Source organism: Tateyamaria omphalii, from assembly GCF_019802125.1.
GTDB classification, from domain to species: Bacteria; Pseudomonadota; Alphaproteobacteria; order Rhodobacterales; family Rhodobacteraceae; genus Tateyamaria; species Tateyamaria omphalii_B.
The window spans coordinates 982,116-1,009,019 of record NZ_JAHVHT010000001.1; the positions used below are offsets into that span (position 1 = coordinate 982,116).

The 26,904-nt window shown below is 63.1% G+C and carries 25 protein-coding genes and 1 tRNA gene; 8 read left to right on the forward strand and 18 right to left on the reverse strand.

Going from position 1 to position 26,904, the window contains the following annotated elements; all coding sequences use genetic code 11:
- Positions 1–5: 5 nt before the first annotated feature.
- The 6 genes from lexA to KUV51_RS04885 form a co-directional block, all read right to left on the reverse strand.
- Positions 6–704 (reverse strand): transcriptional repressor LexA, encoded by a 699-nt coding sequence (lexA, locus tag KUV51_RS04860; protein ID WP_039686474.1) that lies wholly within the window; start codon positions 702–704, stop codon positions 6–8.
- A gap of 66 nt (positions 705–770) precedes the next feature.
- Positions 771–1,946 (reverse strand): gephyrin-like molybdotransferase Glp, encoded by a 1,176-nt coding sequence (glp, locus tag KUV51_RS04865; protein ID WP_222520460.1) that lies wholly within the window; start codon positions 1,944–1,946, stop codon positions 771–773.
- Positions 1,943–2,416 (reverse strand): cyclic pyranopterin monophosphate synthase MoaC, encoded by a 474-nt coding sequence (moaC, locus tag KUV51_RS04870; protein ID WP_222520461.1) that lies wholly within the window; start codon positions 2,414–2,416, stop codon positions 1,943–1,945. Before moaC ends, glp begins: the two co-directional genes overlap by 4 nt.
- A complete protein-coding gene (trpC, locus tag KUV51_RS04875) occupies positions 2,417–3,232 on the reverse strand; it encodes an indole-3-glycerol phosphate synthase TrpC (RefSeq protein ID WP_222520462.1) in 816 nt (271 codons plus the stop codon).
- Between the two features lie 75 nt (positions 3,233–3,307).
- On the reverse strand, positions 3,308–4,327 hold the full coding sequence (gene trpD, locus KUV51_RS04880; protein WP_222520463.1) for an anthranilate phosphoribosyltransferase: 1,020 nt from the start codon (positions 4,325–4,327) through the stop codon (positions 3,308–3,310).
- Positions 4,324–4,905 carry an anthranilate synthase component II gene (locus tag KUV51_RS04885; RefSeq protein ID WP_222520464.1) on the reverse strand — a complete coding sequence of 194 codons (582 nt, stop codon included), beginning with the start codon at positions 4,903–4,905 and terminating at the stop codon, positions 4,324–4,326. Before KUV51_RS04885 ends, trpD begins: the two co-directional genes overlap by 4 nt.
- A gap of 166 nt (positions 4,906–5,071) precedes the next feature.
- Between KUV51_RS04885 and KUV51_RS04890 the strand changes: the two genes are divergently transcribed.
- On the forward strand, positions 5,072–6,562 hold the full coding sequence (locus tag KUV51_RS04890) for a divergent polysaccharide deacteylase family protein (protein WP_261385645.1): 1,491 nt from the start codon (positions 5,072–5,074) through the stop codon (positions 6,560–6,562).
- A gap of 152 nt (positions 6,563–6,714) precedes the next feature.
- On the opposite strand, the gene trpE is transcribed toward KUV51_RS04890, so the two are convergent.
- The 6 genes from trpE to fabI form a co-directional block, all read right to left on the reverse strand.
- Positions 6,715–8,223, reverse strand: a complete 1,509-nt coding sequence (trpE, locus tag KUV51_RS04895) for an anthranilate synthase component I (protein ID WP_222520466.1) — start codon at positions 8,221–8,223, stop codon at positions 6,715–6,717.
- On the reverse strand, positions 8,223–10,070 hold the full coding sequence (locus KUV51_RS04900) for a peptidylprolyl isomerase (protein WP_222520467.1): 1,848 nt from the start codon (positions 10,068–10,070) through the stop codon (positions 8,223–8,225). The genes trpE and KUV51_RS04900 overlap by 1 nt, the downstream gene beginning before the upstream one ends.
- A 77-nt stretch (positions 10,071–10,147) precedes the next feature.
- Positions 10,148–11,323 carry an aminotransferase gene (locus tag KUV51_RS04905; RefSeq protein WP_222520468.1) on the reverse strand — a complete coding sequence of 392 codons (1,176 nt, stop codon included), beginning with the start codon at positions 11,321–11,323 and terminating at the stop codon, positions 10,148–10,150.
- Between the two features lie 64 nt (positions 11,324–11,387).
- Positions 11,388–11,891, reverse strand: coding sequence for a xanthine phosphoribosyltransferase (gene gpt, locus KUV51_RS04910; RefSeq protein ID WP_222520469.1), 504 nt, complete (start codon positions 11,889–11,891; stop codon positions 11,388–11,390).
- 3 nt (positions 11,892–11,894) lie between these two features.
- Positions 11,895–12,503 carry a LysE family translocator gene (locus KUV51_RS04915; protein WP_315898792.1) on the reverse strand — a complete coding sequence of 203 codons (609 nt, stop codon included), beginning with the start codon at positions 12,501–12,503 and terminating at the stop codon, positions 11,895–11,897.
- A 4-nt stretch (positions 12,504–12,507) separates the two neighbouring features.
- Positions 12,508–13,314: an enoyl-ACP reductase FabI gene (gene fabI, locus KUV51_RS04920; protein ID WP_222520470.1), complete on the reverse strand. Its 807-nt coding sequence runs from the start codon at positions 13,312–13,314 to the stop codon at positions 12,508–12,510.
- A gap of 150 nt (positions 13,315–13,464) precedes the next feature.
- Here fabI and pdxH point away from each other — a divergent pair, with 150 nt between their 5' ends.
- From pdxH to KUV51_RS04940, 4 genes are all read left to right on the forward strand, one after another.
- Entirely contained in the window at positions 13,465–14,070 is a 606-nt protein-coding gene (gene pdxH / locus KUV51_RS04925) for a pyridoxamine 5'-phosphate oxidase (RefSeq protein WP_222520471.1), read from the forward strand.
- A 146-nt stretch (positions 14,071–14,216) separates the two neighbouring features.
- On the forward strand, positions 14,217–14,726 hold the full coding sequence (locus KUV51_RS04930; protein ID WP_222520472.1) for a cold-shock protein: 510 nt from the start codon (positions 14,217–14,219) through the stop codon (positions 14,724–14,726).
- 1 nt (position 14,727) lies between these two features.
- Positions 14,728–15,198: a DUF192 domain-containing protein gene (locus KUV51_RS04935; protein ID WP_261385646.1), complete on the forward strand. Its 471-nt coding sequence runs from the start codon at positions 14,728–14,730 to the stop codon at positions 15,196–15,198.
- A 55-nt stretch (positions 15,199–15,253) separates the two neighbouring features.
- Positions 15,254–15,330: transfer RNA gene (locus KUV51_RS04940), tRNA-Pro, on the forward strand.
- 5 nt (positions 15,331–15,335) lie between these two features.
- Here KUV51_RS04940 and KUV51_RS04945 read toward each other — a convergent pair.
- Positions 15,336–15,791 carry a hypothetical protein gene (locus KUV51_RS04945; protein WP_222520474.1) on the reverse strand — a complete coding sequence of 152 codons (456 nt, stop codon included), beginning with the start codon at positions 15,789–15,791 and terminating at the stop codon, positions 15,336–15,338.
- A gap of 512 nt (positions 15,792–16,303) precedes the next feature.
- Here KUV51_RS04945 and KUV51_RS04950 point away from each other — a divergent pair.
- Positions 16,304–19,963, forward strand: a complete 3,660-nt coding sequence (locus KUV51_RS04950) for a vitamin B12-dependent ribonucleotide reductase (protein ID WP_222520475.1) — start codon at positions 16,304–16,306, stop codon at positions 19,961–19,963.
- 317 nt (positions 19,964–20,280) lie between these two features.
- Here KUV51_RS04950 and KUV51_RS04955 read toward each other — a convergent pair whose 3' ends face one another.
- Complete coding sequence (locus KUV51_RS04955; RefSeq protein WP_222520476.1) at positions 20,281–20,754, reverse strand: RNA polymerase sigma factor; 474 nt, start codon at positions 20,752–20,754, stop codon at positions 20,281–20,283.
- 236 nt (positions 20,755–20,990) lie between these two features.
- Between KUV51_RS04955 and KUV51_RS04960 the strand changes: the two genes are divergently transcribed.
- Positions 20,991–21,239, forward strand: coding sequence for a hypothetical protein (locus KUV51_RS04960; RefSeq protein WP_222520477.1), 249 nt, complete (start codon positions 20,991–20,993; stop codon positions 21,237–21,239).
- Positions 21,240–21,630: 391 nt separating this feature from the next.
- Here KUV51_RS04960 and KUV51_RS04965 read toward each other — a convergent pair whose 3' ends face one another.
- The gene (locus KUV51_RS04965) at positions 21,631–23,172 is read right to left on the reverse strand and encodes a trimethylamine methyltransferase family protein (RefSeq protein WP_222520478.1); all 1,542 of its coding nucleotides are present in this window, start codon (positions 23,170–23,172) and stop codon (positions 21,631–21,633) included.
- Positions 23,173–23,561: 389 nt separating this feature from the next.
- On the opposite strand from KUV51_RS04965, the gene KUV51_RS04970 reads away from it, so the two are divergent.
- Entirely contained in the window at positions 23,562–24,149 is a 588-nt protein-coding gene (locus KUV51_RS04970) for an outer membrane protein (RefSeq protein ID WP_222520479.1), read from the forward strand.
- Here KUV51_RS04970 and KUV51_RS04975 read toward each other — a convergent pair.
- The 3 genes from KUV51_RS04975 to KUV51_RS04985 all read right to left on the reverse strand — a co-directional run bounded on the left by KUV51_RS04975 (position 24,146) and on the right by KUV51_RS04985 (position 26,815).
- Complete coding sequence (locus KUV51_RS04975; protein WP_222520480.1) at positions 24,146–25,324, reverse strand: pyridoxal phosphate-dependent aminotransferase; 1,179 nt, start codon at positions 25,322–25,324, stop codon at positions 24,146–24,148. The two genes, KUV51_RS04970 and KUV51_RS04975, sit on opposite strands and share 4 nt — an antisense overlap.
- A gap of 114 nt (positions 25,325–25,438) precedes the next feature.
- A complete protein-coding gene (locus tag KUV51_RS04980) occupies positions 25,439–25,795 on the reverse strand; it encodes an MmcQ/YjbR family DNA-binding protein (protein ID WP_222520481.1) in 357 nt (118 codons plus the stop codon).
- Between the two features lie 102 nt (positions 25,796–25,897).
- Positions 25,898–26,815, reverse strand: coding sequence for a DMT family transporter (locus tag KUV51_RS04985; RefSeq protein ID WP_222520482.1), 918 nt, complete (start codon positions 26,813–26,815; stop codon positions 25,898–25,900).
- Positions 26,816–26,904: the final 89 nt, after the last annotated feature.

Here is a 26,904-nt window from a genome sequence, read left to right on the forward strand (position 1 = left end):
CGCGATCAGTAGGTTCGGATCAACCCGACCAGACGACCTTGCACCTTGACCTGACCCACCGGGAACACCCGCGTTTCGTAAGCCGGGTTCGCCGCCTCCAGAGCTATGGTATCGCCCTTGCGCATGTAACGTTTGAGGGTCGCTTCGTGATCCTCGACCAGCGCCACCACGATGTCGCCATTGTCGGCCGAGGATGTTTCGCGGATCACCACGACGTCGCCGTCGTTGATGCCTGCGTCGATCATCGAGTCGCCCTTGACCTCAAGCGCGTAGTGGTCGCCCTGGCCCGACAGCATCTGGCCTGGCACAGCCACCGAATGAGAGACCTCGGAAATGGCAGAGATCGGTACACCAGCCGCAATCCGGCCCATCACGGGCAATTCGACGGCGTGGGTCGCTTCGACCGGACGGGCAGAGGCAGGGGGCGGCATGTCCGGCTTGTCACCGTCGATCACCTTGGGTTGGAAGCCGCTGGGCGCGCCGCCAAGGCTCTCGGGCAGGCGCACCACTTCGATGGCGCGTGCCCGATGGGCGAGACGACGGATGAAACCACGTTCTTCCAGCGCCGTGATCAGCCGGTGGATGCCTGATTTGGAGCGCAGGTCGAGCGCTTCCTTCATCTCGTCAAAGCTGGGCGGCACGCCGTCCCGTTGAACCCGTTTGTGAATGAATTCCAGCAGATCGAGCTGCTTCTTGGTCAGCACTGTTCGTCCTCCAAACCCTGTTGGTTTGGGTTTGTTCTATGGACGTTCCCGTTTTGTGTCAACTCTTTAGGTCAGGGGGACCACATCCACTACGTCACCTGTTGCACGTGCCGGGTCGCTTGGGGGGCGCACGATCAGTGCGTTGGCGTTGGCAAGCACGCTCAAAAGCGAGCTGTCCTGAAGCCCTGCATCGGCCACCGCACCGTCTTTTGTCATGGCGCGCATGTAGTGCTCGCGCGGGCCATTGGAGGCGAGCGGTGCCGACAGTGGCATCTGAATGCGCGGCGCGGCTTCCCGTCCCAACCCCTGCATCGCGCGGATCATGGGCGTCAGGAACACAGTGCCACAGACCATGGCCGACACGGGGTTGCCGGGCAGACCGACAAGGGGCACGCCATTCAGCCGCCCCGCCATCAGCGGTTTGCCGGGGCGCATCGCGACCTTGTAGAAACTGCGGTCCATTCCCAATTCGCCCGCGACATGCCCCACCAGATCGTGGTCGCCTACGGACGCACCGCCAATGGTGACAATCAGGTCGGCACCTTCGGTAAGGCCAAACACAGTTGTCAGAGATACCGCGCTGTCGCGCGCGATTGGCAACAGGCGGGGTTCCGCGCAGATGCGACGCAACATGGCGGCAAGGCCGAAGCTGTTCGATGCAATGATCTGGTCCGGGCCCGGGTTTTCACCCGGCATGACCAGCTCATCCCCCGTTGCAATCAGCGCAACCACCGGTTTGCGCCGGACGGGAACAGTTGCCACGTTCATGGAGGCGAGCAGGGCAATGTCGGCAGGCCCCAGAACGCGCGGCGCGTCCAGCGTGTCGCCAGTTTCAAAGTCGATGCCAGCGGCACGGATGTTGTCCTTCGCACCCGGCTCGTCCGTGATGGTGATCAGGTCGCCGGTCCGCGTCACATCTTCTTGAATGACAACCTTGTCGGCGCCCTCGGGTACGGGTGCCCCGGTGAAAATACGCACGGCCTGTCCGGCGCCAACCGTGCCGGACCAACCATGACCTGCCGCTGCTTCGCCCATCACCTTGAACTGCGCGTGCAGGTCCGCTTCGACGCCTTTGAGCGCGTAACCGTCCATCGAGGAGGCGGCGAAGGGAGGTTGCGTTCTGCGGGCGGCCACCGGTTCGGCCAGAATGCGGCCATCTGCCTCGAGCAGTGGCACATGTTCGACCGGCATCTCGTCTGCGAGGGCAAAGAGATGGCTCAGCGCCTCGGCAACCGTGATCATGTCGCCTCGTAACGCCCTGATTTTCCGCCGTCCTTGAGCACGACGCGCAAACCGCCGATCTCGATGCCCTTGTCCACGGCCTTGACCATGTCATGCACTGTCAGCGCGGCGGTCGAGGCGGCGGTCAGCGCCTCCATCTCCACCCCGGTCTGGCCTGTGGTCTTGACGGTCGCGGTGATACGCAGGCCGGGAAGGTCGTCATCAGGCTCCAGATCGACGGACACCTTCGTGATGGGCAGCGGGTGACAGAGCGGGATAAGGTCGGCGGTGCGCTTGGCGCCCATGATGCCCGCGAGGCGGGCGACACCGATCACATCCCCTTTCTTGGCACGACCTTCGGTAATGATCTCAAAGGTTTCGCGTTTCATCTTCACGTAAGCCTCGGCCACGGCAATGCGGTCGGTGACGTCCTTGTCGGACACATCAACCATATGGGCCGCACCCTGATCGTCGAAATGCGTGAGCCCCATCTACATGCCTCCCCCGGAGGTAAGCGGATTGGCCAGCAGCGCCCGTGTGGCGGCGGCCACATCATCCTGCCGCACCAGGCTTTCACCGATCAGAAAGGTGCGCGCGCCATACATCGCCAGATCCGCCAGATCTTCGGGCGTGTTGAGCCCGCTTTCGGCAACGATGGTGCGATCCGCGGGCACCTGTTTTGACAGGGTGCGGGTCGTGTCCAGCGTCACCTCGAACGTTTTCAGGTTCCTGTTGTTGATCCCCATCAGCGGGCTTTTGAGCGCCGTGGCGCGGGTCAGCTCTTCTGCGTCGTGGACTTCCAGCAGCACATCCATGCCCCATTCGAATGCGGCTTCCTCAAGCTCATGCGCCTGCGCATCGCTGACCGACGCCATGATGATCAGGATGCAATCGGCCCCCAGCGCGCGGGCCTCGGCAACCTGGTAGGTGTCGTACATGAAATCCTTGCGCAGGGCGGGCAGGGCGCAGGCGTCCCGGGCCTGGGTCAAGAATTCCTTGGCCCCCTGAAAGCTGGGCGTATCGGTCAGCACCGACAGGCAGGTCGCACCGCCGTCTTCATAGGCTTTGGCGAGCGTAGCGGGATCAAAGTCCTCGCGGATCAGTCCCTTGGACGGGCTGGCTTTCTTGATCTCGGCTATTAGGCCATATGCCTCGCGGTTCGCCATCTGCAGGGCTTGGGCAAAGGGGCGCACCGGTGAAGCTTCACGCGCTTCCGCCTCCACCGCTTCAAGCGGTTTGGCAGCCTTGTCGGCGGCAACCTCTTCGAGCTTGTAGGCTTTGATCTTGTCGAGGATCGTATCTGTCATCTATCGCGCTGTGTTTAGCGGCGGAACCGGGGGCCAGCCCCCGGACCCCCGGGATTTTGGGAACCAGAGAAGGGACTAGGCCGCGCCCTGGGTGATGTCTGCTACCGCCTTGATCTTAGCCTTTGCGGCGCCGCTGTCGATGCTTTCCGCAGCAAGGGCGACCCCGTCCTTGAGCGTGTCGGCACGGCCTGCGATTTTCAGGGCTGCGGCGGAGTTCAGCAACACCGCGTCGCGATAGGCGCCGGGTGCGCCATCCAGCAATGCAGCAAAGGCTTGGGCGTTCTCTTCGGGTGTGCCGCCGACAATCGCCTGGAACGGGTGGGGCGGCAGGCCTGCTTCTTCCGGGTGCACTTCGAAATCGGTGACGGCCCCGTTTTCAAGGGCTGAGACCCAGGACACCCCGGTGATCGTCAACTCGTCGGTGCCGTCCGATCCATGTACCAGCCAAGCGGTGTCGGAGCCGAGCTGCGCCAGCGTCTCTGCCATCGGGCGGATCAGATCGCGGGAAAAGGCGCCGGTGAGCTGGCGTTTGACCCCGGCCGGATTGGTGAGCGGCCCGAGAATGTTGAAGATCGTGCGGGTACCCAGCTCGGCCCGCGTGGGCATCACATGCGCAATCGCGGGGTGATGCATGGGCGCCATCATGAAGCCGATACCAGCCCCGTCCAACGCCTGTTCCACCACGTCCGCGCCGACCATGACATTGATGCCCATCTGGGTCAGCGCGTCCGCTGCGCCCGACTTTGAACTGAGGTTGCGGTTGCCGTGCTTGGCGACCGTCACACCGGCCCCAGCTACGACGAAAGCGGTCGCGGTCGAGATGTTCAGCGTGCCCTTGCCATCACCACCGGTGCCCACGATGTCCATCGCCCCCTCGGGCGCCTTGACCTTGTAGCACTTGGCGCGCATGACGGCTGCGGCTGCCGCGTATTCGTCGACTGTTTCGCCCCGCGTGCGCAGCGCCATCAGCAGACCGCCGATCTGGCTCGGCGTCGCTTCGCCGTCAAACAGGATCTGAAATGCCGCCTCCGCCTGGTCCCGGCTCAGCGGGCCGTTGGCTGCGGCGTCGATCAATGGCTTCAGCGCGTCGCTCATGCGGGCACCGGCATCAGATCAAGGAAGTTTTTCAGCATCGCGTGCCCGTGTTCGGAGCGGATGGATTCGGGGTGGAACTGCACGCCGTGAATGGGCAATTCCTTGTGCGCGAGGCCCATGATCGTGCCATCCTCAAGCGCGCCGGTGATTTCCAGCTCATCCGGTAAACCCTCACGCTCCACGATCAGTGAGTGATAGCGGGTGGCCTCAAACGGCGAAGGCAGACCCTTGAACACCGATGCGCCGTCGTGGTGCATCGTACCCATCTTGCCGTGAACAATCTCGCCCGCGCGCACCACTTTGCCCCCGAACGCTTGTCCGATGGTCTGATGCCCAAGGCAGACACCCATCAGCGGCGTGCGTGTTTCTGCTGCTGCTTCTGTCAACGCGAGGCAAATACCGGCCTGATCGGGGGTGCCGGGGCCGGGTGACAGGAGGATACCATCGGGCTTGAGGGCCATCGCCTCCTGCACGTCCAAGGCGTCGTTGCGGTAGACATGCACATCCGCGCCCAGCTCGCCCAGATAGTGCACCAGGTTGTAGGTAAAACTGTCGTAATTGTCGATCAGCAGCAGCATGGTCGTATTCGATGTTCCAAGGGCGCGCGATGGCCGGTATAGTTGCGCCTACATGTTCAGGCTTGCCCGCCAGCGTCAAGGGGCGGGCAGGGCCGGAACAACGGGAAGAGCAGGCGGCGGCACATCGCAAAGCGGGGCTGCGGCGGGACAGGCAAAGAGGTCAGATATGGCACGGGGTTTTCTGAGCGGCATTTTGTGGGGCGGCGTCGTCAGTGTTGCGGGTGCAGCGGCGCTGTCCATCGCCAGCGACAGCCCGACAGGGCCCGATGCTGTGGTGCTCGCACCGGAAGGATCGGATGCGCCGCAGACCGGCACCGGTGCGACGCCGCAAACCACAGGCGACGCGGACCTTGTGCGCGATGGGGATGTGCCTCCGGTCGGCAGCCCCGAACCCGACGATGTAACAGCCGCCGAAGCCGCGGGCGCGGATACCCCGACCGTTCCACAAACAGGCGGTGCAGAGGGTCTGGGAACGCCCGCCGATGCGGGTGAGGGCGCGCGTATTGCCGTGGACAGCAACGCCCCGACCCAACCAAACGTTCAGGGCGACGCACCCACAGCGCCTACGGGCGAGACCGAGCTTTCCATTTCCACCGATCCTGCGCAACCGCCCGCACCCGATGTCCCGGATGCGCCCGGCGCCTTTTCCGAAGAGGCGTCCGTGGTGCCTGAGGGCACGGACACGCCGGGTGCCGAAGCGCCAGCGCCTTCCGCACCGGGGACTACACCTGCGCCGCAGGCACCCGAAGTGGCCGACAGCCCGGTCGAGGTTGAACCCGTCCCGGCCCCCGAACAGACACAGGACCGCGCGGCCGGTCTGCCCTCCGCGCTTGATCCGACAACCGATGCACGACGCCCAAGCATCGGGCGGCCCGCAACGTCGCTCATCGACCGCGACGACGCGCCGGACGCCACGACCGAAGCTGCGCCGACAGAGACGGTCGAGGTCACACCGGTCGGACCGCCGATGGAGGCTTTTGCAGCGCCCTTCGAAAACCCCGAAGACAAGCCGCTCATGTCCATTGTCCTGATCGACAATGGTGCGGACCTGACGGGCGGCAGCGTGGGCCTCGCCGCCTTGCAAAGCTTTCCCTATCCGCTCTCTTTCGCCGTCAACGCATCCCTCCCAGACGCCGCCGCGCGCGCCGCAGAGTACCGGGGGCAGGGGTTCGAGGTGGCCGTTCTGCTCGACATGCCCACTGGCGCCACCGCCTCCGATGCAGAGATAACGCTATCCGCAGCCATCGACGCGGTGCCACAGGCGGTCGCGGTGATGGAGGGCACGGGCATCGGCCTGCAGGAAAGCCGCGACGTGTCGGACCAGGTGGCGGCGGCAGTCCTCGCTTCCGGCCACGGGTTGGTGCTTCAATCCAAAGGGCTGAACACAGCGCAGAAACTCGCCGCCCGCGAGGGTGTGCCTGCGGGCCTGATCTTCCGCGACTTCGACAGTGCCGGGCAAACACCCACGGTGATCCGGCGCTTTCTGGATCAAGCCGCCTTCCGTGCCGGGCAGGAAGGGGCCGTGATAATGGTTGGACGGGTCCAGCCCGACACAATCTCGGCCCTGCTGCTCTGGGGTTTGCAGGACCGGGCCGAACGCGTCGCGCTGTCGCCCGTGTCAGCCGCGCTGAAAACGCTGGCCGAACAGCCGGAATAGATGATGCGGCCGGTCCTGGGCTCCGCCCATTCGGACCTCAAAAGCCATCCCACGTCGTGTGTGACTATGCGGACCGGTCCGAATTCCCTGTTTTAAAAAATCCTCCCCGAAGGGCCGGGTTGCCACAACCCGGACCCTAGACAGAGAGAGCACTACCGGTTGCCACCACCAAACCGCGCCGCATCCGCAGCTGCCCGCCTAATGGCACCGGACTTATGCACGGTTTCCATGAACTCGGCCTCCGGATCGCTGTCATAGACAACGCCACCACCGGCTTGGATATAGAGCTTCTGATCCTGCACCACGGCCGTGCGCAGCGCGATACACATGTCCATGTCGCCACCTGCGCTGAAATATCCAACGCCGCCGCCATAGACGCCGCGCTTTTCAGGCTCCAACTCGTCGATGATCTCCATCGCCCGCACCTTGGGCGCGCCTGACACGGTGCCCGCGGGCATCCCGGCAAAAAACGCATCAAGCGCATCCTTGCCCTCGGCCAGCTCGCCCACGACGTTCGACACGATGTGCATGACGTGGCTATAGCGTTCGACGATGAATTCCTCGGTCGGGCGCACGGTGCCGATCTTGGCCACACGGCCCACATCGTTGCGGCCCAGATCCAGCAGCATCAGGTGCTCCGCCAGTTCCTTCTTGTCGGCCAGCAGATCGGCCTCCAGCGCGCGGTCGGCCTCGGGCGTGTCCCCGCGGGGACGGGTGCCTGCAATGGGGCGGATGGTCACTTCGCTTCCAAAGACACGGACCAGGATCTCGGGGCTGGCGCCCACGACCTGAAAGCCGCCGAAGTTGAAATAGAACATGAAGGGCGACGGGTTCGTCCGGCGCAGGCTGCGATAAAGCGCAAAGGGCGGCTCGCGAAACTCCTGCGTCCAACGTTGGGCAGGCACGACCTGAAAGATGTCGCCTGCCTTGATGTACTCGCGGGCCTTCTCGACAGCAGCCTTGTAGCCATCCTTGGTGAAGTTCGACACAGGCTCAGCCACCTCTGACGCATCACCCAGATCGCGTGTTTCGACGGGCATCGCGCGTTCCAGATCGCGCACCGCATCCATCACCCGTTCGGCCGCTTGAGCATAGGCCGCGCGGGCAGACTGACCTTCGCTCACCCAAGCGGGCGACACCACAGTCACTTCACCCTTCACACCGTCCAGCACGGCCACAACGGAGGGGCGCAGCATCAGCGCATCGGGCAGGCCCAGAGGGTCCGGGTTCACATCCGGCAAACGCTCCACCAGCCGGATCATGTCATAGCCCAGATAACCAAAGAGCCCCGCGGCGGCTTGCGGCAGATCGTCAGGCAGCGCGATGCGGCTTTCGTCGATCAGCGCGCGCAGCGCATCGAGCGGATTGCCCGCCACCGGCTCGAACGCATCGGCGTCGTAGCGCGCCATCCGGTTGATCGACGATGCTTCGGCATCGCAGCGCCAGATCAGGTCCGGCTTCATCCCGATGATGGAATAGCGCCCGCGCACCTCTCCGCCCGTGACGGACTCAAGCACAAAGGCGTCCTTCTGCGCGCCCGTCAGCTTCAGCATCAGCGACACGGGCGTGTCCAGATCAGCCGCCAGACGGGTATAAACCACCTGGTTCTCGCCTGCCGCATAGGCAGCGGCAAAGCTGTCATAGTCCGGAACGAGGGCCATCAGGGAAAGTTCACATGCACGGCGTCCAGCGCCTGCTGATTGATCTGGGTGCCTGCGCGCAGAACCACATCCTCACCGAAGATGTTGAAAATCTCACCGGCCACGATCTGGCCCATCTCGGCACTCAGCGCTTCGGTTTCGGCCTGCGCTTCGGGGCTGTCTTCGATCGGGTTGATCCCGTCGAGCCGCACGATCAGCACGGCACCGTAGCCTGGAATGACACGCACATCGCCCGGCTCCATCTCGAAGACGGACGTCATGAACTCCGGCGGCGTGCCCTGGACAAAGGCGCTGCGGTCCAGCTCGGTTTCGACGATGGAATCCAGCGACTGGCTGGCAAAGCTTTCACCCGCTTCAAGCGCAGGCAACAGCGCCTCAGCCCGCTCCGTCAGACGCGCTTCGGTCTGCTCGGCCTCCCAATTGCCCTGCACATTCAGCTTGGCCTCTTCAAAGGGGGCAGGGCGCGGGGGCAGCAGTTCTTCCATCCGCATGGCAAAGATGCCGCCTTCGTCCAGTTGCACGATTTCGGGGAAATCATCTTGCGTCAGCTCAGCCGCTGCATCGCGGAAGCCATCATAGGCGGCCAAGCCTTCGCCGAGCGCCGGGTACCAGTCGATGGTGCCAAGCCGCATGTCGGTTTCCGCGTCCAGCTCTTCCAGCGTGGCGCCACCGGCCAGCATATTGTCGAATTCTTCGGCCAGAACCTCGACCTGACGGCGTGCGGCGGCCATCGACAGCTCCTGCTGCAACTCGGGTTTGGCATCCTCAAAGCTGATTGTCTGCGCGGGCAGCACGGCATTCACACGAAACAGCGCCGGACCCAGAGACGAGGGCAGCGGACCCACCACATCACCCACATCGGCGGCAAAGACGGCCTCGCCCGCCGCATCCAGTTGCAGCCGCGTAACATCGCCCATGTCGATGTCGCCCAGGTCCAGACCACGCTCGGCCACCAGGGCCTCAAACGTCGTGCCATCGACCTCAAGCTGCGCCGCGGCACGGTCTGCGGCCTCGGCATCCAAATAGACCAACCGCTCGACCAAGCGGCGCTCGGGCTGATTGTACTGATCCGCGCGCGCCTCGTACTCCGCCCGCAGCGTGTCCTCCTCGACCTCCATGGAGCCGACGATCATGTCCGGCAGCAGCACCGCGTAGGTGATGCGCTTGGTCTCGGGCAGTTCATAGTCGTCGAGGTTTTCCTCGTAATAGGCGCGCAGCACGTCATCGGAGGGGGCGGGCAGGTCGGTTTCAAGATCCGCCTGGCCCAGGCGGACCCATGTGAAATCGCGCGTTTCACCAAGGAAAGACACCAACGTGCGGGCATAGGTGTCTGGCATCTGCATACCCGAAACGATGGCGCCCTGCAGGATCGAGCGGGACACTTCCTCGCGCAGCGTGGTTTCGAAATCGGCTTCGCTGGTGCCCTGTTGGTCCAGCGCGAAGCGATACGCGTCGCGGTCAAAGGATCCGTCGAGGCCTCGGAAGGCCGGGATGTTCAGGATTTCGTCCCGGATCACCTCGTCACCCACGCTCAGCCCCATTTCACCCGCCTCGTAATCCAGCGCGCGGGCGCGCACCAGCTGGGCCAGCACAGCTTGATCCAGACCGATGGCCTGCGCGCGGGCGAATGTCAGCGGTTGGCCTGTCTGCTGGCCCACGGCCTGCATCTCGCGTTGCAGCGTGTTGGCATAGGTTTGCACGTCGATATGCTTGTCGCCGACCTTGCCCACGGTGCGGATCGTGCCGCCCAAGCCATCGAGGCCAAAGCCAAGGCTCAGGCCCACAAACAGCAGGCCCAAAAGGATCCAGACAGCGATTTTCGAGATGGAAGTCTTGCCCTGAGCCATGTGCGCCTTCTTGCGGGTTTTGTTGCGTTCCGGGGATGTCTAACGGCCCCGCCAGACACGGGCAAGGCCGGTTGAGGTCAGAGCGTGAGCGCTGACAGCCTTGTGTAGAGTTCCGCTATGCCTGCCGCGTCGAGATTGGCAAAGGCGATGCGCAGTTGTGTCCGGCCTTCGGTCGTGCCCTCGGGCCAGAACATGTTGCCCGGCAGGCACAGGATACCCGCCTCCTCGACAAGGCGCGGCGCGAGGTCGGCAGAGGACATGTCGAACGGATGCCGCATGTAGGCGAAGTAAGCGCCCAGCCCCATCAGTTCCCATCCCTTGTCGGCCAGCATCGGGAAGCCATCGGTGATCGCCTGTCTGCGCGCAAGAATCTCATCCCGCTCACCGGCAACCCACTGGCCGAGGTGCTCCAACCCCCAAAGCGCTGCATATTGGCCAATCTGCCCGGGACAGATCGCGACAGTGTCCAGAAACTTCTCTGCCTCTGCCAAGCGATCCGGCGACGCCACCAACGCCCCAACGCGGTGGCCGGTCAGCCGATAGGCCTTGGAAAAAGAGTAAAGGTGGATGAACGTCTCGTCCCACCCGTCCTGCTGGAACAGCGCATGAGGAGCGCCGCTCCGGCTGTCGAAATCGCGATAAGTCTCGTCGACAATCAGCGCGATGCCATGTGCCTTCGCCAATTCATAGAACCCCAGAACCAGCGCGTCCGGATATTCGACCCCGGCGGGGTTGTTGGGCGTCACAAGCGCAATGGCCCGCGTCCTGTCCGTGATCAGGGCCTTGGCGGCTGCCACATCCGGCAGCATCCCATCGCTCACCGGCAACGGAACCGAGGCCACACCCGCCATGTCCAGCCACATCTTGTGATTGAAGTACCACGGCGTCGGCAGGATCACCTCGTCCCCTTCATCGCACAGGGTCGCGATAGCGGCGGCAAAGGCCTGGTTACAGCCCGAGGTGATGGCCACGTTTTCGGCGGTGGTCGTCGCGCCATAGTGCCGGTTGATCTGATCCGATAGGCCAGCGCGCAGCGCGGGCATCCCGAGAACCGGGCCGTAGAGGTGCGCGTCATCGCGCATCAGGGCCGCATCGGCCATCGCCTGGCGCAGCGCATCGGGCGGCGGGTCGACAGGTGCGGCCTGGCTGACATTGATCAGCGGACGGTCGGGCGGAAAGGAGACCCCGTCAATCCAGCGCCGCGCCTCCATCACCGGCGGGGCAAAGGTTGATGCGGTGCGCGTCATTTTCATCGGGTTGCTCGGTTTGAAAGCGCCGGAGCCTCCGGCGGGAGTTTATCTGGCAAGATGAAGGAGCTTAGTCCTTGCCGCGATAGGGCTCCACATATTGCAGGGCCATGTCCCAGGGGAAGAAGATCCAGGTGTCCTGGCTGACACCGGTGATGAACGTGTCGACCATCGGCTCGCCCTTGGGCTTGGCATAGACGGTGGCGAAATGCGCCTTGGGATAAAGGTCGCGGACCACTTCCAGCGTGCGGCCCGAATCCACCAGATCGTCGATGATCAATATGCCCTTGCCATCGCCCATCAGGTCGGCATCCGGTGCCTTCAGCACCTCGACCTCGCCCTGGCTCTGGTGGTGGTAGGACTTGACGCTGATCGTATCGACAGTGCGGATGTCCAACTCGCGGCTGACGATCATCGCGGGCGCCATTCCACCCCGGGTAATGGCCACCACGGCCCGCCACGCACCATCATCCGGGCCATGCCCATCCAGCCGCCACGCCAGTGCCCGGCTGTCGCGATGGATCTGGTCCCAACTGATATGGAACCCTTTTTCGTGGGGGAGGCGGTCTGCCATGGTCTATTTCTCCAGGATCAGGCGCAGGCCAAGTGCGCCCAGCAAGGTGGCCGCGACGCGGTCAAAGATGGGTTTCAGGCTGACATAGCCGCGCCGCACATGGGGTGTGCTGAGCGCCAGCGCCAGACAGGTGTAAAAGATCAGCTCAAGCACCCAGTGGTTCAGCACGATCACCGCGATGTCGGTGGGGGCCAGGCCCTTGGGAAAGACCACCACGATCACGGCAGCGGCAAAGAGCATGGATTTTGGATTGCCGAAGTTCAGCAGCATCCCCGACAGAATGGCACGACCGCGCGCAACAGGCGCCTGGCCCAGCGGGTCGCGGGCATGGCGCCACGTCTGAACGGCGATCCAGATCAGGTAAAGCGCGCCGCCGATCTTCAGGGCCGTGTAGGTCCACGGAAACAGCGAAAACACCACTTCCAGCCCCAGCAGTGCGGCCAGGGTCCACATCGCGGCGGCCGTCCCCAGCCCGATACCTGTCGCAATGCCCGCACCCCGCCCGCCGGTCACGGTGGAACGGGTGATAAACAGCATCGCAGCGCCCGGCGACACGAGGGCCGCCAGCAATACGGTGTTGAAAGCGATCAGCTCGGCAACGGTCAGCGACATGGGCTTAGCCTTTCGAGATGTCGGGGGCGTCCACCGCCTTCATGCCCACCACATGGTAGCCGGCATCGACATGCAGGTTCTCACCCGTGGTGCCCGAGCCCAGATCGCTCAGCAGGTACAGCGCCGACTTGCCCACATCATCGATGGTCACATTGCGGCGCAGGGGCGAATTGTACTCGTTCCACTTCATGATGTAGCGGAAATCACCGATGCCTGAGGCGGCCAGCGTCTTGATCGGCCCCGCGCTGATGGCGTTGACGCGAATACCGTCCTTGCCCAGATCCTCGGCCAGATACTTGACCGACGCCTCAAGGGCCGCCTTGGCCACGCCCATGACATTGTAATGCGGCATGACCTGTTCTGCGCCGTAATAGGTGAGGGTCAACGCGCTCGCGCCTTCGCTCATCATCTTTTCGGCACGCTGCATCACGGCGGTGAAAGAATAGACCGAAATGTCCATGGTCAGGGCAAAGTTGCCGCGCGTCGTGTCGACATAGCGACCGCGCAACTCGTTCTTGTCGGAAAACCCGATGGCATGAACGATGAAGTCCAATCCATCCCAACGCTCTTTCAAGCTGTTGAACAGGGCATCGATCGATGCCTCATCGCCTACATCGCAGGGCAACACGATGTCGCTGCCAAGCTGTGCGGCCAGCGGATCAACGCGTTTTTTCAACGCCTCGCCCTGATAGGAAAAGGCCAACTCGGCCCCAGCCTCGCGCAGGGTGCGCGCAATGCCCCAGGCGATGGATTTGTCGTTGGCAAGGCCCATGATCAGACCCCGCTTGCCTGCCATCAGACCGCTCGCCATGTCACTGCCCATCCCGTACCCCACTTTCGGCCGTGTCGTCTGCCGGCCAGCTTTAGGCCATTGCCCAAGACGCATCAAGAGAGGCAGGTGCGGTTGAACCTCGATCCGGCGAACGCTAGCTGTCTGAGGACGAAAGCGAAGGAGACTGGCATGGCGGATCGGGATGGCAAGTTTGCAGGGGACAACCCCTTTGACATCGTACGCGCCTGGATGGCCGAGGCCGAAGCGGCCGAGTTGAATGATCACAACGCCATCGCACTGAGTACGGTCGATGCCGACGGGCTGCCCAATGCCCGTATGGTGCTGCTGAAAGAGGTCGAGGACAACGCCTTTGTCTTCTATACCAACTACACCAGCGCCAAGGCGGCGGAACTGGACCAGGCGGGCAAGGCGGCATTTGTCATGCACTGGAAGTCCCTGCGGCGGCAGGTGCGCGTGCGCGGTCTGGTTGAAAAGGAAGACGGGCCACAGGCCGATGCCTATTACGCATCGCGGTCCCTGAAATCCCGGTTGGGCGCATGGGCCTCGGATCAAAGTGCGCCACTCGACAGCCGGACAAGCCTGATGGCCAAGGTCGCGAAAGTGACGGCGCGTGAGGGCACGAACCCGTCGCGGCCACCATTCTGGGGCGGCTATCGGATCACCCCGGTCGAGATCGAGTTCTGGGCCGACGGCGCATTCCGGTTGCACGACCGCTTCCGCTGGGTACGCGAAAATGCGGCTGCGGATTGGACGATCACACGTCTCAACCCGTGAATTTCACGTGACGTGAAATGTAACCATCTGAAAAATATTCGATATTTCGTGCTTGAATTATCATGTGAAAATGGCGCAAGTCTTGGGGGCGGCAAAAAGCACTTAAAGAAAGACAAGTCGTGTCAGAACACTCATCAGATACAGACATGGTCACTGGAACGGTGAAGTGGTTCGATCCCGTCAAGGGTTTCGGCTTTATCGTGGCAAATTCGGGCGGCCCCGACATCCTTCTGCATGTCAATGTCCTGCGCAATTTTGGACAATCGTCGGTTGCGGATGGTGCCAATGTCGACGTGCGCATTCAGCACACGGAACGGGGCGTGCAGGCGGTCGAGGTGCTGTCGATCACGCCTCCCACCCATACGGATTCGTCGTCGTTGAGCGATCTGGCTCACATGGACGAAGCGGCTGTCGCGGATGCCCCCCTTCAACCGGGCCGTGTGAAATGGTTCGACAAGGGCAAGGGGTTCGGCTTTGCCAACGTTTTCGGCAGCACCGAGGACGTGTTTCTGCATGTCGAGGTTCTTCGCCGCTCGGGCCTGTCGGATCTGCAACCGGGCGAGGCGCTCGCGCTGCGCGTGATCAACGGCAAGCGTGGCCACATGGCGGCCGAAGTGCTCGCGTGGGAGGCAGCGCTGCCCAAGGAAGATGCCTAGGATGCGGCTGGTGCGCGGTTGCATCGCCATGCTGTTCGTCATGGTCAGCGCGCATCTTGCGGCGGCATCCTGTAGCGAAAACACCGTCTGGATTCGCGGAGACTTTGGCGAGGCGCGGTTCTCGGTCGAGATCGCGGACACACAGCGCAGCCGCGCCATCGGCTTGATGAACCGCCCCTCCATGCCGTCGAGCGAGGGTATGCTGTTCATCTATCCCCGACCGCAGCCATTGTCGTTCTGGATGCGCAACACGCTCATCTCTCTCGACATGCTGTTTGTCGACCCGACCGGCACTGTCACGCACATCCATCACGAAGCGATCCCGCTCGATGAAACGTCAATCTATGGCGGCGATGGGTTGACGCATGTGCTCGAAATCAACGGCGGGCTGGCCCGTTTGCTTGGGATCGAGGAAGGGGCGGAGCTGCGTCACCCCAGTTTTGATCAGAATAACGCTGCGTGGGCGTGCTGATCGTGCGCTTTGGGCTTTTCAATTCGAAACGCGCCGTCTAAGACAGCGCCACGGTCGGAGCGTGGCGCAGCCTGGTAGCGCACCTGTTTTGGGTACAGGGGGTCGGAGGTTCGAATCCTCTCGCTCCGACCAGTTCCTCAGCTTTCGGAAACACCACCCGTTGCAACCAGCAACTGGTCCATCAACTCGTCCAGCGCACGCTGCTTGATATAGATGCGCCGCGGGTTGCCCGACTTCTGCACCACTTCCGCGAAATAGGACAGCTCGACAACGTAGTCCCCGTTGGCGCGATCCGTTTCTTTCTGGACCACCAGCGTCGGCGCCTCGAGCGCGCCATCGTAGCGCAAGAGCAGAAACGCAGCCACATCCGGGGGCGGCAGGATACGGCATTGCACGACGGACCGGGACACATTGCGCAACTCATCACCCGGCGCGTTGCATGACGACCGGAACGCATCATCCAGCGGCGCGGGATTCGCGGCAAAGGTGGCACGGCGCACGGGCAAATCTTGTTCGTCCGTCACCACAGTCTCTACATATTGTGGTGCGCAGGCGCTCAACGCGACGGCAAAACAGGCTATGAATGGTCGCATTTCGGGCCTCATGTCAGGGATGGCCGAACATCACCACATTTTCCGCAGCGCGGCAAAACCTTTCTATATGACCGGGTGTTAACCTGTGGATAACTTCAGGTGAAGCATCCACAGGTGCCCCTAAACTGCACGAATACTGGTGATTTCTCGGGTCAGACCTCGGGATGATTTTTGCGGCGCGACACTCGGCGTTAACGAAGTGAATCGGCGCTATTCCGCAGGCCGCCATCGTCAAGAAAAAAGTTGTCAAAAAACTTCTAAAATGTCGTTGACGGACACCCTCCAGATACGCCACCTTGTGCGAGCCGGGCGGCTCACCACAACATTTAGTGGTCAACACTACGGGCGGGGCGCCAGGCACGAGGGACAGACTCAACCGCGCACAACGTATCAAACAGACCTGACACTCGGGTCTGCGCGCGTCCGGTTTTCCCCTTGTGTCGGCAAGACATCGGGGGGTCGCAAAACCAGGCACTCCGCACGGGAACACCAGCTGGGAATGAGGCAGCGCAATGAAAATTGAAAGACAGTTCACCAAAGCCGGTCAGGACGCCTATGCGGACCTTGATTTCGTGACCACAGCGTCCGAAATCCGCAATCCCGACGGCACCGTGGTGTTCCGTTTGGACGAGGTTGAAGTACCGGGCTCGTGGAGCCAGGTGGCAAGCGACGTCATCGCGCAGAAATACTTCCGCAAGGCGGGCGTGCCCTCCAAGCTGCAAAAGGTCGAAGAAAAGGACGTGCCCGAGTTCCTGTGGCGCTCCGAAGCGGCCAAAGACGCCGAGATGGGTGGCGAAACCTCCTCCAAGCAGGTCTTTGACCGTCTCGCCGGCGCTTGGGCCTACTGGGGCTGGAAAGGCGGCTACTTCTCGACCGAGGAAGATGCACGCGCCTACTACGATGAAATGCGCCACATGCTGGCCACCCAACGCGCGGCCCCCAACAGCCCGCAATGGTTCAACACCGGTCTGCACTGGGCCTACGGCATCGACGGTCCGGCCCAAGGGCACCACTATGTCGACTACAAAACCGGCAAACTGACCAAATCCAAATCTTCCTACGAACACCCGCAGCCCCACGCCTGCTTCATCCAGTCGGTCGAAGACGACCTGGTGAACGACGGCGGCATTATGGACCTCTGGGTCCGCGAGGCGCGTCTGTTCAAATACGGCTCCGGCACCGGCACGAACTTCTCCAGCCTCCGCGGCGAGGGCGAGAAGCTGTCGGGCGGCGGCAAATCCTCCGGCCTCATGGGCTTCCTCAAAATCGGTGACCGTGCAGCGGGCGCGATCAAGTCCGGCGGCACCACCCGCCGAGCGGCCAAGATGGTGATCGTCGATGCCGACCACCCGGATATCGAAGACTTCATCAACTGGAAGGTGATCGAAGAGCAAAAAGTGGCGTCCATCGTCGCAGGCTCCAAGATGCACGAGGAAAAGCTGAACGGCATCTTTGAAGCCATCGGCACATGGGATGGCGCCGAAGCAGACGCATACGATCCCAACAAAAACAATGCTTTGAAGGCGGCAGTGAAAGCAGCCAAACAGGTTGCGATCCCCGAAACCTACATCAAGCGCGTGCTGGACTACGCCCGTCAGGGCCACACCAGCATCGAGTTCCCGACTTACGACACCGACTGGGACTCCGAAGCCTACAGCTCCGTTTCCGGCCAGAACTCGAACAACTCGATCCGCGTGACCAACGCCTTCCTCACGGCTGTCGAAAAAGACGCCGACTGGGAACTGATCTCCCGCGTCGATGGCACCGTGACCAAAACGGTCAAGGCGCGCGATCTGTGGGAACAAGTGGGCCACGCCGCATGGGCCTGTGCCGATCCGGGCATCCAATACCACGACACCGTCAACGATTGGCACACATGCCCCGAAGATGGCGCAATCCGCGGCTCCAACCCGTGCTCGGAATACATGTTCCTCGACGACACGGCCTGTAATCTGGCGTCGATGAACCTGCTGACCTTCCTCAAGGATGGCCAGTTCCAGGTCGAGGATTACATGCACGCGGCCCGTCTCTGGACCGTGACGCTGGAAATCTCGGTGATGATGGCGCAGTTCCCGTCCAAGGAAATCGCCCAACGCTCCTACGACTTCCGCACGCTGGGCCTTGGTTATGCCAACATCGGCGGCCTGCTGATGAACATGGGCCACGGTTATGACAGTGATGAGGGTCGCGCGCTTTGCGGTGCGCTGACCGCGATCATGACCGGCGTGTCCTACGCCACCTCGGCCGAGATGGCAGGCGAGCTTGGGCCATTCCCCGGCTACAAGAAAAACGCCGACCACATGCTGCGGGTCATGCGCAACCACCGCAACGCGGCCTACGGTGCGACCGAAGGATACGAAAAGCTGGCGGTGAAACCGGTCGCACTGGATCACGCCAACTGCCCCGATCCGCGCCTGATCGACGTCGCCATGTCCTCGTGGGACGAGGCGCTTAAACTGGGCGAGGCCAACGGCTACCGCAACGCGCAATCCACCGTGATCGCGCCCACCGGCACCATCGGTCTGGTCATGGACTGCGACACCACGGGGATCGAGCCGGACTTCGCACTCGTGAAGTTCAAGAAGCTGGCCGGTGGCGGTTACTTCAAGATCATCAACCGCTCGGTGCCCGCCGCCCTCGAAAACCTCGGCTATGGCTCCGCCCAGATCGAAGAGATCGTCAGCTACGCAGTGGGCCACGGCTCCATTGGTAACGCACCGGCGATCAACCACACGACGCTTGCGGGCCACGGCTTTGGCGCCAATGAGCTGGCGAAGGTGGACGCAGCGCTGGAAAGCGCCTTCGACATCCGCTTCGTGTTCAACCAGTGGACACTGGGCGAAGAGTTCTGCACCGGCGTGCTGGGCATCCCGGCGGCCAAGCTGAACGACCCGACCTTCGACCTGCTGAAGCATCTGGGCTACGCCAAGGCCGACATCGATGCCGCGAACGACCATGTCTGCGGAACGATGACGCTGGAAGGGGCACCGCACCTGAAGGAAGAGCACTACCACATCTTCGACTGCGCCAACCCGTGCGGCAAGAAAGGCAAGCGTTTCCTGAGCGTTGACAGCCACATCACCATGATGGCCGCGGCACAGTCCTTCATCTCGGGCGCGATCTCGAAAACGATCAACATGCCCAACGATGCAACGATCGAGGATTGCCAACGCGCCTATGAACTGTCTTGGTCGCTGGGGGTGAAGGCCAACGCGCTCTACCGTGATGGCTCCAAACTTTCGCAGCCCTTGGCCGCAGCACTTGTTGAGGATGACGAGGACGCGCAAGAGGTTCTCGAAAGCGGCGCACCCGCCGAAAAGGCCGCTGTGCTGGCCGAAAAGATCGTCGAAAAGATCATCGTTAAGGAAGTGGTCAAATCGCACCGCGAGAAGATGCCTCAGCGTCGCAAGGGCTACACTCAGAAAGCCATCGTGGGCGGCCACAAGGTCTACCTGCGGACAGGCGAGTATGAGGACGGCAACCTCGGTGAGATCTTCATCGACATGCACAAGGAAGGCGCCGGCTTCCGTGCGATGATGAACAACTTCGCCATCGCCGTCTCCGTTGGCCTGCAATATGGTGTGCCGCTCGAAGAGTTCGTGGATGCCTTCACCTTCACCAAGTTCGAACCGGCGGGCATGGTGCAGGGCAACGACAGCATCAAGAACGCGACCTCGATCCTCGACTACGTGTTCCGCGAGCTCGCTGTCAGCTACCTGGACCGCACCGATCTGGCGCATGTGAAACCCGAAGGGGCCACATTCGACGATCTGGGCCGGGGCGAGGAAGAGGGCGTGTCCAACGTCTCCGAACTCTCCGAGACAGCGGCGTCCAAGTCCCTGGAAGTGCTGAAGCAGATCAGCTCGACCGGCTACCTCCGCAAGCGCCTGCCCCAAGACCTGGTGGTGCTGCAGGGCGGCATGGCCGAGACGACCTCCATGGACGCCGAAGTGGCCCTGCAAACCCTGGTGCCCGAAGTGGCAGCCAGCGGTGCAGCGGCAGTGTCGACCACGACCGTGTCGGCAACTGCGATGACCATGGACGCACGGACCAAAGCCAAGATGCAGGGCTACGAGGGCGAGGCCTGCGGCGAATGCGGCAACTACACGCTGGTGCGCAACGGCACCTGCATGAAGTGCAACACCTGCGGCGCGACGTCCGGGTGTAGCTGAGACATACGCTCCCCGGGGAAGGGGGGCGAGGGGGCCGGGTCGGACGATCAGATCCGGCTCCCGACGAGACGGGTGGGGCGGACGTTTGCTCCTCCCACCTTTTGAGGAGGCAGAGAGATCTGCCTCTGACACACGGGGCGGGTGCGCTCGCCCCCGACGACGTGCAGGCCGCAGGCAGAAAAGTACCGGGCGGTTAACATATTGAGCCTGTACGGCGAAACTATCAGGGGGGCCTTCCGGTCCCCCTTTTTTCTTGTCGCAGTGTCGGTGAGCGCTCTCTTTGCTGCGCAAATTCGCCCACCCACCGACCCCGACGGCTATGCGTCCTTGGCCAGAACCAGCCGCAACTTCGCCCGTGCGCGCGCCAGCCGTGACATGACCGTGCCCAGCGGCAGGCCCGTCGCATCCGACAGCGCGCGGGGTGAGGTTTCGCCCGAGACCACCAGATCCATCAGCTGACGCTGTGGTTTGGGCAGCTGCTCGATTGCGGCCAGCGTGTCCGCGCAATCCAGCCGCAACAGCGCATCGGGTTGGGTCAGCGCGTGATCCTCCTCCAACTCGTCCGTGGCCTCCATGCGCCAGGTCCGGCGCGCGCGGTTCGACAGGGTGCGCATCGCATAGGCGGGCAGATCGTCGATCTCGGTGCCGTCCTGCAGGCGCTGGCACAGGCTCAGGAGCGTGTCCTGCACCAGATCCTCGGCTTCGGCCCGCGTGCGGGACAGCCTGCGCGCCCGCCGCGTCAGCACGGGGATCAGCGGCACAAGGCGGGGGACGGTCGTGCGATGTGTCATGCGACATAGGCTGGGCGCAACCGAACCGCTTGAACACCCCGGGGGTTTTCGCCGACGCCGCAGGGCCGCCCTTTTTGGGCAGCCTGCCGCCCATCGTCGCGGCGCGGATCGGCAGGCGCTCGCGCGATCCGCATCCGTGCTGCAGCGCGGGGATGCAAAGCGGCAAAAGGTGCTCAATCTTTGTGAAGGCGCGTCAAAAGTGCCGCACAAAACAAAAACTCAAGTGGAGTTCACCCATGAAGAAGATTGCGTACCTGAGCTTTGTCGCAGCAATCAGCCTTCCCGTGATCGCCGTGGCCGAGATCCCCGCGGATCTCGACACCGACGCGGATGGCGTGCTGACCATCGACGAAGTGCAAGCGAGCTTTCCAGAGGTCACATCGGACGGTTTTTCCGCAATGGATTTGAATGCTGACGGCGTTCTCGACGAGGACGAAGTCACCGCCGCACAGGAGGCCGGCTTGATGCCGCCAACCGAAAGCTAACCCGAACACCCGGCTTTCGCTGCGTGTTGTAACGTCCGCGCAGTGGAAAGGTGGGAGTGTGGGGTCCGGTCTCCCCCCAGGGGCCGGGCCCCGTTTTTTTGTCTGCGTGCTTTATGATGTGGCCTGGGGCGTCTTGGCCAATCGGCCCTTCGGGGAGGATTTTTTGAAACAGGGAATTCGGACCGGTCCGCGCCAGCGGCAAACGCCGTGAGACGGCGTCCCTCTCGCGCATCGCTGCGCGATACGCTGCCGGTCATCGCGCGCCGCGTTGCGTCACGCTTGTTGAGGTCCGAATGGGCGGAGCCCCGGACCGTCCCTCTCGCGCGCCACGTCGTGGCACGCTGCCGGGCGACGCGGGCGAAGCCCGCTGGTCCGCCCAGATGGCCCGGCGCTACGCCTCCGGCAGATGGATCGCGAATTTTTCTCTGATCGCGCCGTCCAGCACAGGGTCAAAGGCCGCGGCGGGGCGGGTGGCGAGGATTTCGTCCTTGCGCGCCCTGGCCTTGGCGATCAGGTCCGGCTTGCCCCGTTCGACCCACTCCTTGGGCGACGTGCGATCACCAAATGTGGGATAGACGCAGTCCGATTGCATCCGCGACAGGGTCTGATCCGTCCCGAGATAGTGACCCGGTCCCTCCATGCAGACCTGCGCGATCTGGTCCAGCGCCAACGTTTCATCCGTCACCTCGATCCCGCGCGTGCAGCGCAGCGCCTGGCCGATGATGTCATCGCCAAGGATCAGGCTTTCGTGGCAGAACCCAAGCAGCGAGGCGTGCATGCCTGCGGCTTCATACACCATGTTCAGCCCCGACAGACCCGCCATCACGTTCGAACACATCTGTTCCCAACCCGCCTGCATGTCGGGCAGCTTGCTGTCGGTCGCCCCCGCCGCGGCCCCACCCGGCAGGTCGTAGAAGCGGTGCATCTGCGCGCAGCCCGCCGTCAGCAGTGCCTGTTCACCCGATCCGATGGACATGGCCCCGGTGCGCAGATCAAGGCCGAAGGGCCACGTGCCGAAGATCGCAGGCGCGCCCGGTTTGACCGAGTTCACATAGACAAGGCCCGCGAGGCATTCGGCCACCGCCTGCACAATGGCGCCCGCGATGGTCGACGGCGCCGTGGCCCCTGACATGCCCGCCGACAACAGCAGGACAGGCAAGCCCGCCTTGATACAGGCCTCCATCACCTGGCAGGATTCCGATGCGAATTTCATCGGCGGCACGACAAAACAGTTCGTGTTCGACATGAAGGGCCGCGCGCGCCATGCGTCTTCCCCACCGGCGATCATGTGCAGCATCTCGACTGCGGGTGCGACGCATTCCGGTTCGGAAAAGCTCATGCCGATATGTTTGGTCGTGCCGGACGTGCAGGCGTAGACCGAATTGTATTCGCTCTCGACCGTGTCGGGGATGTCGCGACAGACCATGGGCCGCTGGCAGAAATGGATGTTGTCGAGCACATCGCAAATGCGGGCGGCATCGTGCAGGTCCTGCACCGTGCTGTCGCGGTAATTCTGCCCGTCGACATCCACCATGTGCACGGCGGCCCCGGCGGTGCCGTAGTGCACGCGGCTGCCGCTGAGGTCGAGGTCATGCTTGCCGTCACGGCTGTGCAGCGTGATGGCGCGGTTTGCCTGTGCCAGCGTGTCCTCGACCAGCGCACGCGGGAAGCGGATCCGTCCGTCATCGCCCTGGATCGCGCCCGCACTGGTCAGATAGGCGACGCCCGACGGTGGGGCATCGGCAAGGCCGATGGTTTCAAGCGCATCAAGGGCCGCGTTGTGGATGCGCGCCACCTCGGCGTCGGTGAGCGGGTTGTACCGCCCGCCTTGCAGGCCGGGCCGCACCGGGCGCAGGTGGTCGGGCAGGGCGGTGGCGCGGGCGGCACGACGCGCAGCGCGTCCGCCTGAGCGGGAAGGGGTTTGATCGTTCATGTGTTTGGGTCCGCGGATCAGATAAGTGACAGGAATGGCGTGGTTCGGGCCAATTCGGGTCGCCCGCGCGCGGCTCGTCCGCGCTCTGCACCGATGGTACGTGTCACCAAACTGATCTTGCTGAAAGCACCCTGCACGTCGTGCGACTCCCCCATCGCGAATGTTTCAGTGTGTCGTCTGCTCACAGGATGTTGTGCAAAATGCCGCTTGTCTTGTCTGTTTGCGACAGGGGTCACGCGGCATGTTGCTGCCGCCGTCCGGCAATTTGAGCGATCTGCTGCGCAGGCACGCGACTGTGAAGGGCCGGGGCTGGAACACCACACCATAGTCGCCACTTGTTCCGCGGAAGGCGCGGGATCGCGTCTTGCCAACACAAAAGGAGCAGACTTATGAAGACGCGCATTCTTGCGATTGGCCTGGCCGCGGCGCTGGCAGGCCCCGCTTTGGCAGGCAGCCTTGAGCCTCCGGCGCCTGAACCTGCGGCGCCCGCACCACTGCCCCCCGCACCCGTGCAGACCTTTGGCGGTGACTGGACCGGTGGCTATGCCGGTTTGCAGTTGGGCTACGGTGACGTGGACGGCAGCGGCGCGGCTGACGGCGACGATTTCCTCTACGGTGCCCATCTCGGTTACCGCTATGATTTCGGTACGTTCGTTCTGGGCGGTGAGTTGGACTATGACTTTGCCGACATCGACCTGAACGGCGCAGCCGAGGTGGACAGTGTCGCCCGACTGAAGCTGCAGGCTGGCTATGACTTCGGTCGGACGCTGGGCTATCTGACAGCCGGTGTGGCTGAAGTGGACACGTCACTGGGCAGTGAATCGGGTGAGTTCTATGGTATCGGCGTCGCCTACCAGATCAACGATCGATACACCGTCGGTGCCGAGCTGTTGGACCACAACTTCGACGACATCAACGGAACCGGGGTCGATGCTGACGCAACAACCCTGACCGTGCGTGGTTCGATCAACTTCTAAGCGGCCCGCGCGCAGGTCTCGGCAAATGCCGTGAGCCTGCGCAGCGCCGCTTCAAATCCCGCGTCGTCAATGGTCATCGCGACGCGGACATGCCCGGCGGCAGCGTTCCCAAAGCTTTCGCCGGGCATCACTGCGATGTGGTGCTGATCCAGCAGCGCATTGGCAAAATCATCACCGCTCATACCCGTCGCCCGGATGTCCAGCATCAGGTACATGGCCCCCTGCGCCGGGATCATGCCGATGGTGTTCTGCGCCCCGAGCACCCGCTGCGCAATGGCCCGGCGGCGCAGGAAGGGGGCTGCGATCTCGGCTTCGAAATCGGGGCCCTGACCCAGGGCAAAGACCGACGCATCCTGGATAAAGCCGGGCACGCCGTAGGTGGTGTGGGTGGCAAAGGTGATGAGGTGCGCAATGACCTCCTCGGGCCCGATGATCCAGCCACAGCGGGACCCGGTCATGGCATGGCTTTTCGACATGGATCCCACGACCAGCGTCCGCTCCGCCATGCCCGGCAGGGCACGGGGCGAGACATGCGCGCCCTCCCATACCTGCGTGTCATACACCTCGTCCGAGATCAGCCACAGATCGTGCTCCATGCACACCTGCGCAATCCCGTCGAGTGTCGCCCGGGAATAGACGGTGCCGGTAGGGTTGTTGGGTGAGTTGATCAGCAGGCTTCGCGCGTCCGGCGCATGGGCGGCAATATCGGCTGCACGCGGCTGAAACGCATCCTCGGCCCGGGTCTGAACGGCGCGCGGCACGGCAGAGACGCCACGGATCGTGCCGGGATAGGTGGCATAGTAGGGATCGATATACAGCGCGGTATCTCCGGGATCGCACGCCGCTGCATGAGCCGTAAACAGGGCCGATTGTCCGCCGGGGGTGATCAAAACATTGTCGCGGGTCGTGGGCACGCCGGTTCGCTCGGACGTGCGCCGCGCCACCATGTCACGCAAAGCGTCCGTGCCGGGCACCATGGCATAACCGGTATGCCCACCCATCGCGCTGCGGTGCATGTCCTGCAGAATGGGGGCGGCGGTGCGTATGTCATGCTCACCAATGGTCAGCTCGACCACGGGCGTACCCTCGGCAATCATCCGGCGCGCCTTGAGGAACACATCCCACCCGTCCGATCCGCCGCCGGTCAGGGTTTGCATCCGTTGGGACAGGGTCATGCGCGCGCTCCTTGGCAGATGGTGGCGCCAAGGGGACAGAGGGGACGAGCGATGTCAACACGATGGACCGGGGCGCTGCCCCGGACCCCGTCGTATTTCCAGTCAGAAGAAGACCTAGGTGTCGTCCTGCCAGGCCGCCAGCTCTGCCTGCGCCTTCTTGGGCAGGCTCTTGCGGATCAGGCCATAGGAGGTGTGGATCCGGTCCTGCAAAGCGTCCACGCCGGGATGATCAAAGGGAATCCGCACCCAGGACCGGTGAAAATACTTCGCCTTTACTGCCGCGCCAATCTCGATCAGGAACTGCGCACTTTCAGGATCTGCTGTCTTGACCGAAATCCCGTCCAGCGCATGTCCGTAACAGGCAAACATCTTGTTACCCACCTTCCACGCCTCAAGCCCGCCCTCGGCGTTGGAGTGATACCAGGCGCCGGGCAGGGCGGCGCAGATGCGGTTCGCGTCATCGAGGGTCATGGTCAAGCCTTGTCCGGTGCAGCTTCGGGTGCGGAAACTGTTGTGCGTCTGGGCGCGCCTGTCAAATCCTGCGGTGCCTTGCCAGCCAAGAATCCGAGCCGCTCAGGCAGCCGGCCCCTTAGCCCGCATCGGCACGCTGACACAGACGATTCCAGCCAAAACAAGGACCAATCCAAGCGCGATGATGGGCCGAAACGGCTCTCCGAGCAAAAGGACAGCCAGCCCGATTGCCGCGATCGGATTGAGCGTGACAAAGATCGCCACCTTCGTGGGTGTCGTGCGTTGCAAGGCCCAAATCCAGAGGTAGAAACCGATACCACCCCCAAGCGTGCCGAGGAACAAGACCGCCAGCAGGCCGCTGGTCGAGATCGCAGGCAAGCCAACCATGGCAGCCTCGAAGGCGGCGAAGGGCAGCAGGAAAGCGGCACCCGACATCATCGACACCGTCGTGAACGCAATCGAATTGTTCCGCTGCAGGAATGGGCGCGAAAAGACATTGTAGATTGCGCCACACAGGGACGTGGCAAGCATCAGGGCTGCACCAATCCACAGATCGACGCCGGTCATACCGGCGAACGACCCGGGCGAGGCAACGGCTATGGCCACGCCTGCAAATGCCAAACCCGTTCCAATCAGCTTGTTCCGGGTGAGCGCCTCGATCCCCACGAGTGCGGCCATCACGAGCGTAAGAACGGGCATGGTGGCAAGAATGATCGCTCCGACCGATGCGGGTATGAACAGCAGGGATTGACTGAACAGCCACGGAAAAACCCCGAAAAACAGCGCGCCCAGGGCGAGCGTGGCGGGAATGTCCTTGCGCCGAATTCCGACCCCGGACGTGACAACCGCGATACTTGCGATACAGGCCGTGCCAATCGCGAACCTGAGGAATGCAAGGGTCACCGCGCCCGTCTCGCCAACGACAAACCGGGTTGCCACCACCGAAGCGCCAAAGAACAGCGCGGCCGACATGGCGGCAAGGGCTGGCGCTGCAACGCCGTTTTCGGTCTCAGTGGCCATGCCGTCATGCTACAGCCTTGCCGGGGCGGAGACCATCGAGCTGTCAGGCGAAACTGTCACCCATCTGCCGGGCAGCATTGGACAATCCG

What these genes read in the sequence shown, in the direction of transcription:
- KUV51_RS04945 (WP_222520474.1), bottom strand. Translation starts at nt 15,791, where the DNA reads ATGCGACCATTCATAGCCTGTTTTGCCGTCGCGTTGAGCGCCTGCGCA.
- KUV51_RS04980 (WP_222520481.1), bottom strand. Translation starts at nt 25,795, where the DNA reads ATGACCCTCGATGACGCGAACCGCATCTGCGCCGCCCTGCCCGGCGCC.
- gpt (WP_222520469.1), bottom strand. Translation starts at nt 11,891, where the DNA reads ATGGCAGACCGCCTCCCCCACGAAAAAGGGTTCCATATCAGTTGGGAC.
- KUV51_RS04960 (WP_222520477.1), top strand. Translation starts at nt 20,991, where the DNA reads ATGAAGAAGATTGCGTACCTGAGCTTTGTCGCAGCAATCAGCCTTCCC.
- KUV51_RS04930 (WP_222520472.1), top strand. Translation starts at nt 14,217, where the DNA reads ATGGTCACTGGAACGGTGAAGTGGTTCGATCCCGTCAAGGGTTTCGGC.
- glp (WP_222520460.1), bottom strand. Translation starts at nt 1,946, where the DNA reads ATGATCACGGTTGCCGAGGCGCTGAGCCATCTCTTTGCCCTCGCAGAC.
- KUV51_RS04905 (WP_222520468.1), bottom strand. Translation starts at nt 11,323, where the DNA reads ATGAAAATGACGCGCACCGCATCAACCTTTGCCCCGCCGGTGATGGAG.
- KUV51_RS04955 (WP_222520476.1), bottom strand. Translation starts at nt 20,754, where the DNA reads ATGACACATCGCACGACCGTCCCCCGCCTTGTGCCGCTGATCCCCGTG.
- KUV51_RS04935 (WP_261385646.1), top strand. Translation starts at nt 14,728, where the DNA reads ATGCGGCTGGTGCGCGGTTGCATCGCCATGCTGTTCGTCATGGTCAGC.
- KUV51_RS04985 (WP_222520482.1), bottom strand. Translation starts at nt 26,815, where the DNA reads ATGGCCACTGAGACCGAAAACGGCGTTGCAGCGCCAGCCCTTGCCGCC.
- KUV51_RS04970 (WP_222520479.1), top strand. Translation starts at nt 23,562, where the DNA reads ATGAAGACGCGCATTCTTGCGATTGGCCTGGCCGCGGCGCTGGCAGGC.
- fabI (WP_222520470.1), bottom strand. Translation starts at nt 13,314, where the DNA reads ATGGCGAGCGGTCTGATGGCAGGCAAGCGGGGTCTGATCATGGGCCTT.
- trpE (WP_222520466.1), bottom strand. Translation starts at nt 8,223, where the DNA reads ATGGCCCTCGTTCCGGACTATGACAGCTTTGCCGCTGCCTATGCGGCA.
- KUV51_RS04900 (WP_222520467.1), bottom strand. Translation starts at nt 10,070, where the DNA reads ATGGCTCAGGGCAAGACTTCCATCTCGAAAATCGCTGTCTGGATCCTT.
- KUV51_RS04965 (WP_222520478.1), bottom strand. Translation starts at nt 23,172, where the DNA reads ATGAACGATCAAACCCCTTCCCGCTCAGGCGGACGCGCTGCGCGTCGT.
- KUV51_RS04915 (WP_315898792.1), bottom strand. Translation starts at nt 12,503, where the DNA reads ATGTCGCTGACCGTTGCCGAGCTGATCGCTTTCAACACCGTATTGCTG.
- pdxH (WP_222520471.1), top strand. Translation starts at nt 13,465, where the DNA reads ATGGCGGATCGGGATGGCAAGTTTGCAGGGGACAACCCCTTTGACATC.
- KUV51_RS04890 (WP_261385645.1), top strand. Translation starts at nt 5,072, where the DNA reads ATGGCACGGGGTTTTCTGAGCGGCATTTTGTGGGGCGGCGTCGTCAGT.
- KUV51_RS04885 (WP_222520464.1), bottom strand. Translation starts at nt 4,905, where the DNA reads ATGCTGCTGCTGATCGACAATTACGACAGTTTTACCTACAACCTGGTG.
- trpD (WP_222520463.1), bottom strand. Translation starts at nt 4,327, where the DNA reads ATGAGCGACGCGCTGAAGCCATTGATCGACGCCGCAGCCAACGGCCCG.
- moaC (WP_222520461.1), bottom strand. Translation starts at nt 2,416, where the DNA reads ATGGGGCTCACGCATTTCGACGATCAGGGTGCGGCCCATATGGTTGAT.
- trpC (WP_222520462.1), bottom strand. Translation starts at nt 3,232, where the DNA reads ATGACAGATACGATCCTCGACAAGATCAAAGCCTACAAGCTCGAAGAG.
- KUV51_RS04975 (WP_222520480.1), bottom strand. Translation starts at nt 25,324, where the DNA reads ATGACCCTGTCCCAACGGATGCAAACCCTGACCGGCGGCGGATCGGAC.
- KUV51_RS04950 (WP_222520475.1), top strand. Translation starts at nt 16,304, where the DNA reads ATGAAAATTGAAAGACAGTTCACCAAAGCCGGTCAGGACGCCTATGCG.